Source organism: Hymenobacter crusticola, from assembly GCF_002154225.1.
Classification (GTDB): domain Bacteria; phylum Bacteroidota; class Bacteroidia; order Cytophagales; family Hymenobacteraceae; genus Hymenobacter; species Hymenobacter crusticola.
This window is the reverse complement of the sequence record NZ_MTSE01000029.1, coordinates 30,361-47,989: the sequence shown is the minus strand read 5'-3', so window position 1 is coordinate 47,989 and position 17,629 is coordinate 30,361. Positions and strand designations below refer to the sequence as shown.

The 17,629-nt window shown below is 54.3% G+C and carries 6 protein-coding genes; 2 read left to right on the top strand and 4 right to left on the bottom strand.

Features of this window, described 5'->3' with window-relative positions; translation table 11 throughout:
* On the top strand, positions 1 to 289 hold a 289-nt coding region (locus BXP70_RS25860; protein ID WP_218779870.1), incomplete at its 5' end, for a hypothetical protein.
* 67 nt (positions 290 to 356) lie between these two features.
* On the opposite strand, the gene BXP70_RS25855 is transcribed toward BXP70_RS25860, so the two are convergent.
* From BXP70_RS25855 to BXP70_RS25845, 3 genes are all read right to left on the bottom strand, one after another.
* Positions 357 to 1,967 (bottom strand): SBBP repeat-containing protein, encoded by a 1,611-nt coding sequence (locus BXP70_RS25855; RefSeq protein WP_086597025.1) that lies wholly within the window; start codon positions 1,965 to 1,967, stop codon positions 357 to 359.
* Positions 1,968 to 2,431: 464 nt separating this feature from the next.
* Positions 2,432 to 5,104 (bottom strand): T9SS type B sorting domain-containing protein, encoded by a 2,673-nt coding sequence (locus tag BXP70_RS25850; protein WP_086597024.1) that lies wholly within the window; start codon positions 5,102 to 5,104, stop codon positions 2,432 to 2,434.
* 510 nt (positions 5,105 to 5,614) lie between these two features.
* Positions 5,615 to 11,122 carry an FG-GAP-like repeat-containing protein gene (locus tag BXP70_RS25845; protein WP_086597023.1) on the bottom strand — a complete coding sequence of 1,836 codons (5,508 nt, stop codon included), beginning with the start codon at positions 11,120 to 11,122 and terminating at the stop codon, positions 5,615 to 5,617.
* 1,299 nt (positions 11,123 to 12,421) lie between these two features.
* On the opposite strand from BXP70_RS25845, the gene BXP70_RS29700 reads away from it, so the two are divergent.
* Complete coding sequence (locus BXP70_RS29700) at positions 12,422 to 13,636, top strand: hypothetical protein (RefSeq protein WP_143436693.1); 1,215 nt, start codon at positions 12,422 to 12,424, stop codon at positions 13,634 to 13,636.
* 1,015 nt (positions 13,637 to 14,651) lie between these two features.
* Here the strand turns inward: BXP70_RS29700 and BXP70_RS25835 are convergent.
* Complete coding sequence (locus BXP70_RS25835; RefSeq protein WP_086597021.1) at positions 14,652 to 17,570, bottom strand: ATP-binding protein; 2,919 nt, start codon at positions 17,568 to 17,570, stop codon at positions 14,652 to 14,654.
* Positions 17,571 to 17,629 lie beyond the last annotated feature (59 nt).

Sequence of the window (17,629 nt, the reverse complement as noted above, 5' to 3'; positions counted from 1 at the left end):
CCCCTTTGCGGGAGCCGAAGAATGGTTGGTGAACCTCCTCCACGCAGACCACAACGTACACGTCCAGCGATACGCTCTCTTGAGCTTGGCGCACATCCGAGTGGAGCGGGCCGTCGCTTTAGCGCAGGGGTTTCTGCAAGCGCATCATGCCGATGAGTATATGATTATTGCGTCTATGGACATTGTAGCGGCGTATGATCAAGCGCTACTACGACCCTACTATGCCACCTTGCGGCAACATTCTTCCGAGTACGTACGACAACGGGTACCCGAGTCTCAATCCAAGTAGTAGTAGGGCAAACTAGAACAACTTAGAAGGCAGTCGTATAAGTAAACGTTATGTTTAATTAAGGCAGTTACTCTTTGATGAACCGTCCTGTAGTGGTACTCGCCACCGAATGGAGCCGTAGGGTATAGACCCCTGGCGCAAGAGAGTGGACCGGCACGAAGGCTTCCATTTGCCCGGCTGCAAGTGGATACCGTAGCACGCAACGGCCTAGCGCGTCCTGCACCAATAGTTGACCCGGGGCTGCTCCTACATGCGCCCAACGCACTTGGATAATACCACCACTTACGGGATTCGGGTAGAGTTGCAACACTTCCCTCCTACGAGCTTGTTGAGTGGCCGTAACCGTACTGATCGATGCTTTGGCCACGAACTGCTCATAAGACGAGCTATTTTGGGGTAGGGCAAGCGAGCCTAGAGTAGTATTCCCCTGCAGGGCACCGGTGACATAGACGTTATTAGTCAGATCTAATGCCACACGGAAGGCATACTCCGATCCGGTGATGGATCCTGCTTGCACGGCCCAGCGCGGGGTACCTTGGGCCGAGAAAGAGAGCAGCGCGATGTCAAGATCGGTGGTGTTGGAAGAGGTGAGTGTGAGCCCGCCCAGGCTGAGCGTACCCGCCACCGTGCCCGACAGGTACACATTGCTAGCTGCATCTGTGGTCAGGCCAATGATCCCGCCGTTTTCCGTGGCATTCGAGAGATAACTCCACCCGATGGTCCCCTGCGGGGTGTACTGGGTGATAGACCACTGATGGGGAGCGGAGTAGGTGAGTCCCGTGCTACTGGTCAGGTAGACATTACTTGCTGCATCGGTGGTCATACTCCAGACCAATTCCTCATTGGCCGGATCTGGACTGGGTTGACGCACCACCCATTGCGGTACCCCTACAGTACTATAGCGAGCCACAAACACGTCGTTGTTACTGTTACTACCTGTGAGCGTGAGTGGGCCGAAGGTGGCGGTACCCTGAAACTGACTGGCCACATAGGCATTACCGGCTGCATCCAGGCTTAGCACCGCTTCATCGTTAGAGCGCCCTTCAAACTGCTGAGCCCAGAGGGCCGTGCCCTGCGCATCATATTTCACCACAAAGCTACTCGGCTCATTAGACGGGCTAATTAGGGTTGTGTTCCCCAGCACCAGCGTACCCTCAAAGTCGCCTAAGGCCAGCACCTCACCCGTGGGCGAACAGGCAAGGCCATGGATTCCACTCTCCACACCACGAACCCAGAGCACGGTACCCTGCGGGTCGAATTTCACTAGGAAGCCACCGCCTTTATACGTTAAGGTGAGAGTAGTATCAATGAAGAATACGCCAGGTGGCCAATAATACCCGGCCACGTAGCTGTTGCCGCTAGCATCGACGGCCATCCCCTTGATAATGGTTTCCGCTTCGGTGCTACTGAAATGCCGTATCCAAGTCAGCGTACCAACTGGCGTATATTTGGCCAGGTAGCTGTCCGAGGATTTCGAGGAGACGAGCGTTGTCCCGCCGACCGTCATCCGCCCCTGAAAGTCGCCTGAGTTGAATATATTGCCTGTGCCATCCACCTGGATATGTTCGCCCTCGCTATAATCCTCGGAGGAAGTCGTACTAGTGATAGCGCGCGTGGCCCATTGCCAGGACGCAGTAGCCTGCGCCGCTATTTGGTGCGGTAATAGCGACAGGAGCATAATCGCCAAGCTCCACAACCAGGATACGCGTCCCACTTCGTGCGTTGATATAATGCTCACGTCTTTTTTTCTCTAAGTACCTGATGGCCATGAAAGTAACGAATGGCTTGCCACTTTTCAAGCCAAGACTGAGCAAGCAGATGGAAATTCTCACCACCTGCTTTCCTGCTTACTTTCCAGGCACAGTGCTAGATGGACACAGAAGGGTACCTTTCACAAAGGTCTTCTAGTTAGACAAAAGCTATATTCTGGCACTCTGTCATTCCGTCCAAATCCTGGGAAAAGTCGATTGACATAATGTTGCTTCTAAGACAAAGCTTAATATGATACAATTTATAAGTAATGCCAATACTTGAGTTTTACACAGGCTTTTACTTTCAGATGGCTGTACAGGCAAGCAGCCGTTTCAAGCCAAATAGGTCTAGAATGGCTGGCGGTCTTGATGAGCTACCGACAAGGACTCTTCAACGAACCACTTCGACGAACCCCCGATAGTGGACTCCGCTCGCCGGTTGGGACAACAGGTAATAGTATACGCCACCGGCCGCTTCGCTTCCCCACTCATTCGTGTAGGCCTTGCTCGTGTAGACCTGCCGCCCCCAGCGATTGTACACTGTCAACTCCCACCCCGTGCCCAACAGCCCCTTGGGCGCGAACGTATCATTGAGCCCATCCCCATTCGCCGTCACAATATTGGGCAGCAACAAACAGCTTTTGTACTGCACGTGCTGCATGAATGTTCGCTGTTCACAGGGCGTCTGTACGACCACGCTGTAGGTACCGGCTTGCTGTACCCGTAACGTGGGCTCGGTGGAACCATCCGACCAGCGGTAGCTCACCGGCGCTTGTAGCAAAGGCGCGCGAAGCTGGAGCGTGGTTCCCTCACACACGGTTGTATCGGTCCCGGCTCGAAAAGCAGGCAGTACAGGAGCTGTTACCACCCGCCATGTGGTCGAACGTTGACAGCCTGTAGCGTAGAAGGCTGTCAACGTATACGTTCCCGGTTGCTGAACGCGAATGGTTGCACCTGTGGCCCCCGTGTTCCAGCGGTAGGTAGCGGCGAGGTTGCTCTGCGCTGTGAGGAGCAGCGGCTGTCCGCCACACAGGACCGAATCCCCTTGAATGGTCACAACCGGAGCACGCACTTGCACAGCGGCCGTTCGTGTGCACCCATTCGCAAAAGTGGCCACCACGGAGTACGTACCGGCCTGCGTGGCAGCGAGTGTGGCCGTGGTGGCCCCGGTACTCCAACGGTAAGTGATAGCGCCCGGGGCTACGGCTTCAAGCTGTGTGTCGTTGCCACACAGCCAGGGCGAACCCTGTAGCTGCAATGTGGGATTGCGCACTACTACTTCTTGCGTAAGGGAACACCCCGCGCCATACTGCGCTGTCACGCGATAACGCCCCGGGGCGTTAACCAGAATACTAGGTGTTGTCTCCCCTGTACTCCAGCGGTAGACTGTCGCCGCCGTACCAACCGCTGTGAGGCGTAGGGCCGATCCAGGACAGAGAAGCGAGTCCCCCTGGATCCGCATCGCTGGCGTCAGAACGCTTACTTGGTGGGACGTCGTGCTGCGCGCTCCATTGGCAAAGGTAGCCGTAACGTGGTAGGTACCTGCTTGCGTCACGGTGATCGTTGCGGAAGTGGCGCCGGTATCCCACTGGTAGGTAGCGCCCGTAGGCACCGAGACGGCCGTGAGTGGGAGCTGGCCCCCGTTGCACAAGCGCGTATCTCCCGTGATCTGCACAAGGGGCGCTCCTACCTTAACTAACCAGAAGTCCGTTAAGCCTCGCCCTGGTTGTGTGCGATCTCCGGAGGGTGCCCCCCAGGAATCGCCCCCCACAATGTAGCCCCCCTCGGGTGTTGGCTGTATACTGGCCAGCCCGTCCCTCTCATGACTGCCTACATCTAGATCCCATTCCTTAACTCCAAGCGCACTCAGCTTCACGATCCAGTAGTCTGCCAGTCCGTTATTGCGCGTGGTCTTGTCGCCCGCGATCCCCGCGAAGGTCGATCCACCCAAGATAATACCCCCATCGGCTGTCAGCTCCGCTGCCCTTAACTCATCGGACTGCGGCGTGCCGATGGTACGATCCCACTCCACTCCCCCGGCCGCATTCAGCTTCACTACCCAGTAGTCATACCCGATCGAAGCCCCCGGCGTGATGGGATCATAACGGGGTTGGGTTTTCGTTCCTTCCCTTCCGGAAGCAGAAAAGCCACTGAGCAAGTAGCCGCCATCCGGCGTTTGGTGCACCCCTACTAAGCGGTCATCCTGCTCTCCGCCAAACGTACCGTCCCACTGCTTGTTTCCGTTTGCATCCAACTTGAGCACCCAATAATCATCGCGGCCCCAGCCCGGCTGGCGCTTGTCAGCGGAGGCGCCTTGGGCGGAAAAACCGCCAATCAAACAGCCTCCGTCACGGGTCAGGGTCAGTCCCGCTGAAACGAGAAGATCTCCTTTCACACTGCCATAGGTTCTATCCCACTGTTGCTGCCCCTGCTCATCGAGCTTGACCACCCAGTAGTCTGCGTCCCCACGGTTTGGCTGGGTTTTATTACCGCCCACTGCAGAAGCAGAAGTACCCGCGAGTAGGTAGCTGCCATCCGGTAGCTGGCGCAGGCAATTCAAGTCATCACCGCCTGGCCCCCCAATGGTGCGATCCCACTGCTTCTCCCCGGCCGCATTGAGTTTGACGATCCAGTAATCAGCTCCTCCTTGGCTAGGGTGCGTTTTGTCGCCGGAGGTTCCGGATGTGGACGTACCCGCGAGTAGGTAGCCCCCGTCACGCGTTACTTGCAAGTCATGTAAATCATCGAATTGGTCTCCGCCATAGGTCCGGTCCCATTGGGGCTGGCCTTGCGCGTTGAGCTTGATCACCCAGTAGTCCCGGTTCCCTTGACTAGGTTGGCTTTTGTCCCCCGATGCGCCTGACCAGGTGCTGCCGCCGGCAATATACCCCCCGTCGGGCGTAGGAAGCACCCGAACCAAGTAGTCCTCATTCGATCCCCCCAGGGTTCGATCCCACTGGGGAAGCGGAACTTGCCCGAGGGCACTGGCACTGGCGACAAGGATAAGCAGTAAGCTACGGAACCAAGCCCGCAGAATATGTGCGGCCGGATAACGCCCCATCATCACACGTAGGATAATCTGATTCTAGTATAGAATATCCAAAACCAGATAAAGTCGTGCCATGATCTAATCGGGAGCTAGTCAGCTTAGTCGAATAGGGGGAGGTACGTACTACAAACGGCCTTTCACAATGCATAAATTGGCTTGTAAGAGCCTGCTAAGCGAGCTCGGCAAACGCTACCAGAACTACAGTTGTGTTTATAACGTTCTGCAAACCCTCCTTCACAGAACGTTATGGGTCCTATTTTTCAAAAGAGCGAATTTACCCATTAGGCCTACCAACCCTGCTAGATCAACAAACGTGATTCCAAGCAGTCAAGCGGATGCAACTAGCTGATCAGAAAGGAAACCCTGCGAATGAAGAAAAGCCACCATTCCCTGCAACAGGGTATGACGCAGTTAGTCTGCCCTTTGGCAAGAGCAGCCCCTAAGGTCCCTAGGTCGCCGGTAGCAAACAAAAACGGTGGCCGAAGTCGGCCACCGTTTTGCATGTGGTACGTAAAGGATCGAGGCTTATCGGATAACAGTCACCCGCAAGGTTTCCATTTTGCCATTGCTGACTAGGCGGCAGAGGTACACGCCACTGGCGAGCTTCTCGGTTGGCAGCGGCAGATAGTATTCCCCGCCACTTACCACCTCGGCGTCATAGAGCGTCGAGACCAGCTTTCCGAGTTCGTTGTACAGGTATACTTGGGCTTTGCCACCCTGCTGCGTGTGCAAGTGCACCGTGCCCGTTTCCGTCAGCGGGTTAGGGTACACTTCCAGCAGGTTGCGCCCGGCCCGCGCCGAAACTTGCTGCGTAGCACTCGTGGTGGTTGCCCTTGATTTGGCTGCCACAGGCACGCGCCGCAGCGCCGAAGTTGGGATGACTTGCTTAGCGAGACCTGGCCCTTGGTAGCTAGCCGAGAATATCTGCCCGCCGCCGTTTTGGAAGTAGGTCACGGTGAAAGCGTGCGAGCCGGCTTGCAGCCCGATGGTACCGGATTGCTCGCGCGTATCGTGCGAACCGTCGTTGTCCACCACCAAGGTCGAACCGATGGAGAGCTTAGAGCCGTCATCAGACGTGGTGTAGAACGTGTATTGGCCGTCGGCTGGCACCGTCACGTAACCCGTATACTGGAAGGCATAGCCATAGTCGCGCTGACGAGCTTCTAGGTCGATTACTGAATTAGAGCCACTCTTGACAGGGGTCAGGCTGGCGAAATTGGGCAGCACGTCCCAGAAGCCTTCATAGTACTGGTAGTCGAGGCCGGCCACCGTACCCGTGGGGTTCTCCGGTACGCGCAGATTGTTCGCCGGTTGGCTCGCGGCACGCTTGTAGGCGGAAGCAGGGATGAGCTGCTTGCCCAAGCTAGGTCCGGCGTAGCTCACTTGCAGGTTCTGGCCACCGTCGTTCTCGAAGAAGGCAATGGTCACGGCGTGCGTACCGGCTTGCAGGCCGATGGTGCCCGACTGTTCCACGTCCCCGTGCAGGCCATCATTGTCCACCACCAGCTGCGAGCCGATGTAGAGCTTGGAGCCGTCGTCGGAGGTGGTGTAGAAGGTATACTGGCCATCGGTGGGGACCGTCACATAGCCCGTGTACTGGAAGGCGTAGCCATCATCGCGCAAGGCGGGCGTGAGCACCGGGCTGGCGACGGTGCCAGTTTTCGCCGGCGTAAGCGCGCTGAAGGTGGGCAGCGCGTTCCAATAGCCTTCGTAGTACTGGTAGTCGAGGCCCGCTACGGCGTTAGCGGGGTTCTCCGGTACGCGCAAATTGTTGGCTGTTCCGGAAACCCGCTTCAGCGCGGCAGTGGGAAGGAGCTGCTTGCCGAGGCTAGGTCCAGCGTAGCTCACTTGCAAGTTCTGGCCGCCATAGCCTTGCAGATACGAAACCGTGAAAGCGTGGGTACCAGCTTTCAGGCCGATGGTACCGCTGAGCTCTCGGTCCCCGTGCGAGCCGTCGTTGTTGACCACCAGCGTATTGCCGATGTACAAGAGCGAGCCATCATCGGAGTTGGTGTAGAAGGTATAGACGCCGTCCGTAGGCACGGTCACGTAGCCCGTGAACTGGAAGGAGAAGGCGTAGTCGCGCTGTTGGGCGGTCAGCTCGAAGGCGGTGGTGGTGCCTGTTTTCAGCGGCGTGAGCGTGCTGTAGTCCGGCACGGCATCCCAGAAGCCTTCGTAGTACTTGTAGTCTAAGCCGGCGACGGTGTTCGTGGGGTTTTCCGGGGTACGTAGGTCGCTAGCGGCATTCACCGTCACGGTCGTTTGTGCGGCGGCGCTCGCCAGACCGAGGTTGTCGGTCACCACCAGGCTGAACACATAGGTGCCTGCTACCAGGTTGCTCACGGTGGGTTGCGCGACAGTTGCGTTGCTGAACGTCGCCGTGTTGGGGCCACTTACTTGCGTCCACTGATAGCTGGCAATCGTGCCATCGGCATCGGTGCCGCTGCCGGCCAGCGTCGTGGTGTTCGTGGGTAGGGTGATGGTCTTGCTGGCCCCCGCGTTGGCCACCGGCGCCTGGTTGGCCGTCGTCGATACCCGCTTGTAGGCGGAAGCGGGGATGAGTTGCTTGCCTAAGCTAGGTCCGGCGTAACTCACGTTGAGGGTCTGCCCACCGTCATTCTCGAAGAACGCTACGGTCAGCGCGTGGGTGCCGGCTTTCAGGCCGATGGTGCCCGTGCGTTCCTGGTCCCCGTGCAAGCCGTCGTTGTCTACTACCAAGGTCGAGCCGATGTACAGACGCGAGCCGTCGTCGGAGCTGGTATAGAAGGTGTACTGGCCATCGGTGGGCACGGTCACGTAGCCCGTGTACTGGAAGGCGTAGCCGTTATCCCGCAGCGCCTCCGACAGCGTCGGGGTGGGCACGGTGCCTGTGCGCGTCGGAGTGAGCGAGCTGAAAGCGGGCAAGGTATTCCAGTAGCCTTCATAGTACTGGTAGTTCAGACCCGCTACCGCATTGGCCGGGTTCTCAGGCGTACGCAAGGCGGAAGCAGCATTCTGGTTCAAGCGAATACCGAACGTGTTGGCACCCGCTGGGCCATCGGGTCCCAGCAAGTCGAGGTCACCGTCGCCGTCTATGTCGCTCAAAATAGCACTGCGAACCGTAGCTACCGTTTGCGTCGTGGTGAAGGAAGCGGCGCCATTGTTCAACCAGACGAGGGTCCCTGCATCGGTGCTCGTTGTGAAATCCAGGTCGCCGTCGCCATCCACATCCCCTAGCGCAACGCTACCTAGACGAGCAGGCGCCGGGAGTTGCCGGGTAGCGAAGGTGCCATTGCCGTTATTCAGGCCAATGTTCACTAAGGTGGTATTGCCTTTTGTGCTGACAATGTCCAAGTCGCCGTCCTTGTCGAGGTCCCCGAGTGCCACGGTGCCGACATACATGTCGCCGCTGCCGAAGCTTACCACGCGGCCGGCGTTGAAGGTGCCACTGCCGTTGTTATCGTAGATCGTTACGGAATTGCCATAGAGGTTAGACGTGACCAGATCCAGGTCGCCGTCGCCGTCGACATCGCCCAATGCTACGCGATTCGTACGCTCCACTTCCGAGGTAATGTTCTGTCCCCCACCAAAGATGCCGCTGCCATTGTTCAGGCGGATACTCACGCTGCCAGGACGTATTCCATACGCTGTCGTAATCAAATCTAGGTCGCCATCCGCATCCACGTCACCCACAGCGATATCGGTGAGTCCATCGAATACCGTCACGGGCTGCAGCAAGTTGAAAGAGCCGCTGCCATCGTTCTGATACACGTTCACAATCGAGCCTGCGATACCGCTCGCTGCCAGCAAATCGAGGTCCGCGTCCCCGTCGATGTCGGCGAGCACCACGGCACTTGCCCCACTGAGTTCCTGGCCGCCGGAGAAGGTACCATTGCCATTATTCAGGCGCACGCTGACGGTATTCCCAGAGAAATTGTACGTTGAGACAATCAGGTCGAGGTCGCCGTCGCCGTCAATGTCCCCGGTGGCTGTACGGTTGGGATCATTGCCAACCATTACTTGCGAGCCGCCGGAGAAGGTGCCAGTGCTCGGGGCCGTTGCCGCCGTGAATTGGAACACGCGTGCCAGGCTAGCCGGGGTGGCAATGGTGGAAAACACCGTTTCCCCCGCCTTAAAGCCCGCCGTGGGCGTGAAGGTGAGGGTATTACCGCTCACCGTGCGGGTGCCGGGTTTCTTGCCGCCCGCCTGTTGGCTGAACACGCTCAGGGCTTGCTCAATGCCCGAGCCGCTGATTAATGGTTGGTCGAACGTGATAGCCACGGAGGTGGTGCGCGGCGCCGTGAGCGTATTCGCGGCCGGTGCAGTGCTCACAACCGCCGGACGAGCGCCCACGGTGAAGCTGATCGTGTTGCTGCTGCCAGTAGCGGTCGTCACGGCAACCGGGCCGCTGGTTGCGCCGGCGGGAACGGTCGCCGTAATCTGGCTGGTAGAATTGACCACGAAGGTGGTCTCCACGCCGTTGAAGGTGACGCGGGTAGTACCCGTAAAGTTAGTGCCAGTCAGCACGACGGTGCTGCCCACGGGGCTGATGCTCGGCGATACAATCGTCAGCGTCGGGGCGGTATTGGCCACGGCTGGCTGGTTCAGCGCAACACTGGCAGACGTGTTACCAACCGTCAGAAGGTCCAGCGTGTTATTGCCGTCTACGTCGGCCAGGGCGAGGTTGACAGTGCCACTCACGGGTACCGCCTGCTTATCGGTGAAGGTGCCGCTGCCGTTGTTGAGGCGCACGCTCACGGCCGTTGTGCTAAGAGGTAGCAGCAAGTCCAGGTCGCCGTCGCCGTCGACATCGCCAAACTTAACACCAGCCGTTCTGGGTTGGGGATCGCTGAAGGTGCCGTTGCCGTTATTACGAAACAAACCAGCTCGTGTAGCCAGGTCGAGGTCTCCATCTTTATCCACATCGCCAAAGTCAATGGTTGGAGGGGCTCCAGGGGATGTGCTGTTCGCTAACAGATAGTCAACTGTCGTGGCGAAGGTACCGTTGCCGTTGTTGCGGAGCAGGCCTACTTTCTCCGCCTCTAGGCTACCCGAGACTGCCAAGTCCAAGTCGCCATCGTTATCAATGTCGCCTAGCTTAATTTCAGCTAGCAAGCCGTTGAAGCGGGCCGTGGAGCCGCCGGTAAACGTGGTGCCGTTTCCCGTATTCAGCAGGAAGAAGAGGTTACCAAAATTGTTAGCGATGACCAGATCTTGGTTGCCATCCCCGTCTAAGTCACCTACTGCCAATCTTCTTAGGTAAACATCCGACCGGATATCAATAGTCCCCGAAAAAATGCCGCGGCCATTGTTAAATCGGACGCTGATGATACCAGGGTCGTAGCTGATAGCGACCAGATCGAGGTCGCCGTCCGAATCCAGATCCGCTAGTGCAAAGTCGGAGAGGGAAACGCCGCCCGTTATTTCTTGAATGCTGGCGCCAAAGCTGCCTTGCCCATTGTTGAGGCGGACGGAGATGGAGCTACTAGTAGCACTCGCTGAGTTGGACGTAAGCAAATCGAGGAAACCATCCCCGTTTACGTCGCCGGTCACCACGTTTTGGGTGCCTTCTTTGGTCGTCAGTATTTGGGCCGCGCCAAAGGTGCCGGTGCTGGGGTTGGTGGCCGCCGTAAACTGAAACACCTTGGGCGCAGCCAGCGTACCGCTGCTGCCCTGTGCGGCCGTCGTGATGGTGCCAAAAACCGTTTCGCCCCCCTTGAAATCGGTCGTGGGGTCGAAGGTCAGAGTACTGCCGTTTACCGTGACGGTGCCGGCCTTCCGACCACCGGCTTGCTGGCTAAATACGTTTAACGCGCCTTGCGTAGCCGCGGAATTGCTTAGGACCTGGTTGAAGGTAGCCGCTACGTTGGTCGTGCGGGCGGCCGACACAGCGTTTGGTGGCGGTGTGGTACCGCTCACGAGCAGTTGTGCCTGGGCACTCAAAATGCTGGTTGGCCCGAACAGTAATAAAAATCCAGCACCGAGCGTACGGGATAAGCGTGGTACCGACGGCCAGGCAGGCAGCCGGTAGAAACGCGTAGCGAATACAACCATGAAATAGGAGAGAAGAAGTGGAAAATAGAGTAAAAAAGTATGGTACAACTAAATGATACAGGTGGGATCAGGCGTAAAGATATACGGGTAGAAGAAAAAATTATCTACGTATTTTTATATAAAACTTCTTTCTATCTTGCCGTTTTCTGCTGGACTTTTGTCCGATGAAAGCCGGCTTACGCCCTGCGAATGCCCCTAATGGCTGTACAAAAGCTCATACGGGCTGAAACGACGAGCTGAGCATCCTGGCCTGAAGGAGGTAAGCTTCTTGGGGGCTAAGTGAGCGCGCTGCCGAGCGGCAGTCTTATATTATTTTTATGTTGCGTTGAGCGGCTGCTTAGCACCTAGGTGCTAAGCAGCCACAGTATGAAAAAGCGCAAAGACGTGCTGCAAGCTACCTCTGCACCTTTGCTCTAGAGGGAAAGCATTAATCTCCTTTTTCTGTACAACATACCGTGCCGAACAAGGGGCCTAGGAGGGGATAAAGTAGCTGATAACGGGTTCAGAAAAGTGGTACAATACGTTGAGTATAGGTTTGCCTGCACACGCAATGGCAAACCTGTACCCTCAAGGCGAAAACACTCTAGTACCTGTGTGAGTATTCTGATGTCCAACCTGACGATAGGCATTAACTGCTTTAGCTTAGCATATTTCCGCCTTGTTGCCCAAACACAATCACAAGTACAATAGCTATTCGAGATGATTCTAAAATATTAAATAAGTACTGGTAGTCGTCTATTGTTTGGGCTATCTATAACTCGCTTATACAGCCTCGAACGGCATAAAATCGATGGTTCCGCGGAGTATCAGGTGGGAGCCGCCACCCCGTTAGATCACAAATATCCGTTACGATACCAAGCTATGAGGGGGTGATTTAGTTGGGTATGAGTAAGAAGAATCTTCTATGAGCTAGCCCGTAAACAGGAAGCCTTCTTAGGCTGAAGCGTGACGCTTATCTGCCGAGAACCACATTACCCAGGCAGACACTTGGCTTTGAACATCGGCATGTATTTCTGTGTGACGATTGGGCCACCAATAGATTATTTATATAAGCAGGGGCAGTTAAGACTTATCATTGTCCCCTCCTCGTAGATCACTCTCTCTAACTACAGTGAACTATTAGTCACAGCCAGATATGACCGCGTAAAAACATCATATTTCAGTACTGCCACTGATTTGCTCACACTTTCTATAACCTTTTTTTGTTAAAACATTCCATGCACAGTCATATGTCTAAAGTGCATAAATTCATTTCAAAATATAATTAAATCACGAGTTTCCTTTCAAAAAATTAAACATATGCTTCGCAAATACAATTTTATTGTCACACGAATACAAATGCTTAAAAATGTACTATTGTTCTTGATACCATATTTGTTTTATTCCCATACTAGTGTTTGCCAAAAAGGCAACGAATTTGTAAAACAACACAGACAACAACAACAACAAATACAATCTGAACAAGTTTCTCCTTCAGAACGTTTAGAAAAAGTCAAAAATTACATTTTACCAGATATTCATAAAGTTAGCCAAAGCAATAGGGTGGCAAGAGAAAGTCTAAGAAAACTAGAATTAACTTTTGAAAGACGTATAGATAGTTTGCGGATATTACGAGAAAAATTACCAGGTTCGGTAGATCCAGCAATAATAAGAAAACTTGAAGATACACTTGCTGTGTCAATACAAAGGATCGAGAGAGAATATGCTATAAATCAAGAATTCATTCATGCAACTAATAAAAGAAGAAAGATTAGATTACTGCCGGCTATGAGCACTTATACATCTTCTTTGTATTACAATTCGGAAAAAAAGGTAGAATTCTTTCAAAACTTAAATTTAAACTATTTTAGTAGTAATGGCTCAATTAAAACAGAAGTTGCGGCAGCTTACTATTTCATATTTAGAACGGATATAAGCACTGTTCTGTCCAAAACCAAGGTACAAGAAATAGATCCGAGTAAAATAGGTAACTTTAATCAAGATCAATTAAGGAAAGAAGTTGTTAAAATTGATAGTACAAATAAATCAAATTCTACTCTTAACAAAATTGTTTCTGGTGGAGGAGAAGCCATGCTTAGTATTAGAACTCCTTTGGTCAGTATCTTTAGCAATCAAAGAAGAGCTATAGCTCCTCGATTCACAAGCGAATTAATTGGAAATTTCTCTCTTGACTTGCCAGTTGCCAAAACATACGTCGATGGCAATGATGCCACTTATTTCAGTATGTGGGGATTAGACAATGACTTTTCAATACCATTAATTAAATTTGATGACAAAAGAGACGGTTACCAAGCAATTGCTCTTGCCTCTAAAGTTGTTATAAAGAATGTTCATGGATCATCTGATTTTTATAATAATTTAGGGTCTTCTTCAAAAAAGGGTTTCTGGATGCGAGAATTCTATTTTGGAATTGATGCTGGCCCTGTAATGATTTATTATACAACGCAATCTTTTAGTAATGCCAACTTCAAAAATCAGCAAAGATTTGGATTGGCTTTTAATAAACAATTTTAGATAGTAAATGGCTAGGCAGAGTAATCCCTTGCTGCAGTGTCGCTCGAAATTTTGTAGCCAGTTAAAGACTGTTCCATAGTTGTGTAAGATGTTAAATGCAAATCTATGGTCACTTAGCACCTCACAATATTGGTCGAAGAACTCAAATAATGTAGGTTAGGCTGTAACTACCACTGCGATTTATCTTTGTAGGTACTATTCATTGAAATACACTTCTGCACTATCTCATCATTGCAGGATCATAGAACTAATTGCAGCTGGTAATCAACGTCTTGTATCAATACACGGGAGTAGACATAATCCTACGCCAAGCGGGAGAAGGCGTGGCGGGCTCGCCAGTGACATGCTCAGGTAAGCAGAGCAGCAGTATATGGTCACTAGGCCCATGCCCAGCAGTTGCCCAATTTCGTTCATGCTATTGTCCTGTTGCAGGTAGAGCGTCTTCGCTGCCTGCACTTTAATCATAGTTTACTCCGAAAAGCTTGACTTCATTGAGCCTGGACTGCGGTCAGCCACGGCTTTGATTCGCTCGCGAATCAAGTCGCGCGCAAACTCTGCCAGTGAGGCGAACAAGTGTCCAGCTTCCAATCACGAGCGTGTCGCCGTGTTGTAGCTGCGCCAGAAGGCACTATAGTACTGGACGCTCTTTGCTAGAAGCAACTTTCCCTGCATCACCTCCGTGCAGCCGTAAGTATGCAGGGCATCCGTCTGCAAACGCAATTGTTGGTCTGAGATGCTTACGCGGGCGTAGCCGAGAATCACATGGAGTATTCTCAAGAAGTCAACGAGCTAGAAGATAGTGAGTCATTGATTCGTGAGAACAGGAAATGAGACAAACTCTGGCTAGGTTAATCGGTGACGAACAGGCCGGGGGCAGATAGCCCGCTAAAACGTCCCATTTCAAAAACTGTGCTGAAGAACCTTAAAACGCACGTTTTTGAAATACTATCATATCTCGAATTTACTTGCCGTTGTTTTCGGTTCAACTCTTGTTATGCTCCTATGAAAGCTGCGGTTATTCTAAATCCCCAAGCCCTAGCTCTTTTAGCGCAGTGCGGGTTTCTTCACGCTGCTGGTCGCTTAAAGCTTCGTCGTCCAATTCGAAACGGACGTTGATTTTCAATTTAGGATTGGCACCGTGGCGGGCCAGAACCTTCATATAGAGCTGCATCCATGAGCTAGGCTGCACAATGCCGGACCATGCGAGTTTGCGGGTGCGGGTAGTAGCAGGGTTAGACTCGGCGGCTTTGGTTGCTGCGCGGCGGGCGACGCTGACGGTGGCGGTGGCAGACAGGTCGGCGCACTGGGCGGTGACGGTAAACGTACCTTCGTCCTCTCCCACTGTGAGCTTACCCAAGGCATCAATGAAGCCGGCGGTGGTGGACCAGGTGACGGGACCAGGCAAGGCGAAAGCATCGCCGTGCTGGTCGAAGCCGTTGGCCAAGAAGGTATAGGTAAGAGATGGCTCGGTGCTGTGCTGCGACGGAACAATGCGTAACGTGGTGAGCTGCCGGGGCTCAATGTGGCGTTTAGCTTCTTCCTTAGTCAGAATGAAGACATCGTCGGAGATTTCAATGTCGCTAGCGCTAAGGGGATGGTCGAAGTAGAACGGGTCATACTTACCGCTGGCATTCTTGGGGCCAACATAAGCTAGCTGACCGCCGGTGACTCCTAAGGCAATGGTGGCGCGCAGGGCGTCTGCCTTGAGCAGCCTAGGGAACAAGGGAGAAGCGTAGAACGCATCGCGCACGTTGCGGGTACTCCACTCAGTGAAGGCCGGGGGCCAGTTGCGGGTCAGGAAACCGGGGCTTACTTCCTCGGAAATCTCACTCTTGCTGGATAAGTACGTCAGATAATAGCCGGCCAGGCTAGCAGCTTGGCTACTGTGGATGCGGCCGAGGCTGTCTTCCAGTAACTCGCTCTTTTTGTCGAGATAGAAGAGGGTATTGTAAACGTTCCAGACCTTTTCAGACAGGTCTTTGTGGGCGCGTAGAGCGTTAGCTTTGATTTGGCGACGTTGCTCGGGTTCGAAATGCAATTCTTCGGCATCGGCGTCGATATCATCCCAGGCCAAAATGTTGCGAGCTTCTTCGCGCAGGGGAGCATCGTCATCAGCAACAGCGAAAATCAAGGCGCTACGGTAGGCACGGGTAGTTTGGCTACTGTGGCGGGCTAGGTCGTCGAGCAAGGCACGGGTTTCGGGGTAAGCTAGGCGGCGGCTAGGGTGCATGACTACCAGCGTGAGCACTGGACGGTCAGGCACGTGGCCGCTCTTTTCGGGGAACAGAATACGCTCAAAACCCTGGCCTTTTTCGAATACCTTGCGGACTTCGGCATCAACCAACTCCTGCACGCGGGGCGGCGCGATGCCAGCTCGGCGGTCAGTGAAGCGCTTGATTAGGTTTTCCTGAGTTGAAAATTTGAACTTATTACCATGGGCTGTGAGGTAGTAGCAGCTATCGAGTAGCGACTGCATGACGCCATCAACTAAGCCGATGTCAAGGTCGGGCTCACCGAGCGAGAACTTGATTTCAGGTAGTGTGGCCTGGCCGTTGGCCATACCTCCGTTAGACTCAAAGAATATGGTGGTAGCACACTTGCGGTGCAGGCGAGCCTTCTTGACACCATCAATTGCTTCGTCATCGAGCCGACGGGCGTGGGAATTTTTGTTGCCGGCAATGTCGGTGGACACGGCAGCTTCTAACCGGTTTTCGCCTAACTGCTCGAATACGGCAGCGCGGAAGCCAGAATCTTCGAGGGGGGCCGTGCCGAGGGTAATAAGGGGCTCTTTAGCGCTTCCTTTGTAGCCATCCTGATAGGCACGGGCTACCCACAAGGCGAGTAAACGCAGGATACCACGGGTTTGCTGGAAGCGGGGTAGTGACTGCCACTTACGCTCAAACAAGGACAGGACCTGGGGATGGAAGGGGTAGCTGGCTTCGAACTGCTCGCGGGCGGCATCGACGTTGAAGGTGCCGGGTAGCTGGCTACGATGCTCGCGCACCCAGTCAACGTATTGCGTGATAATGGGCTTGGCCTCGGCAGGCAGGCCAGTCCAGTTAAAGAGACGACGGCGAATTATTTCAGTGGTTTCGCGTCCGGCCGACATGAACATGGGTTTGCCTAGACGGTCGAGCATTTTCTTGAAGCGCTCGTAGTCGGCCTGGTCCTGGGGATTCATTTCCAGCTCGGAGGCTGGGATACAAACGGCTAAAACGATGTTCTTGCGGCTTCGCACAAACTCGGTGAGCGTCTGCATGAAGTTGTAAAGCTGCGCACCCATGTCGTGGTAGTGCCGATGGTTGCTGACGTAGTTGAGCAATTCATCGAACAGCAACAGGTAGGGCTGGTCGGGCCGAAACAACTTGTTGAGGTCGTCGCCGGCTGGGGGCACCATTGCATCGTCGTGGGCCCGCACCAACTCGAAGCCTTCGGCCCCGTGGAGCTGGAAGGCCATTTCGCCCCAGGGAGTACGACGTATGGGCTCGCCAGGCTCTCCACGCCCAGAGACGGAGCTAAACTCGGTACCAACAAATACGGCAGGGATAGCCGTAGGAATCTCAGACACGCCGGCGCGGCGCGTGATGCGGTCGACATCCTGATAATGCAGCGCCCGCGTACCGAGCTTGGCTAGGTGCCAGAGCAGGGTGAGTGAGTGCGTTTTGCCACCACCAAACTGCGTAGCCAGGTTGAAAACCGGTGTGGTTTCGGTGGTGATACCGCTGAGCCGCCGCACAGTTTGGGCGGCCATGTCAAGCAGATTTTCGGTGAGGTAGGTGCGCTGGAAAAACCGCTCGGCATCGACGTAGTCATCGGGTGCGGTACCGCGGCGCACGTGGTCGAGGTTGACGGCGAATTCGGAGGTATCGAGTGGCTTGCCTTCTTTGAGGTCGTCGCGGGGGTCGATGACCTGATGCCAGGATTTGAGGGGCATAACTTGTAATTGGAAACCTCTAGACGAGTGCCTTACTCTCCAGCTCCCTTCCTAATAAA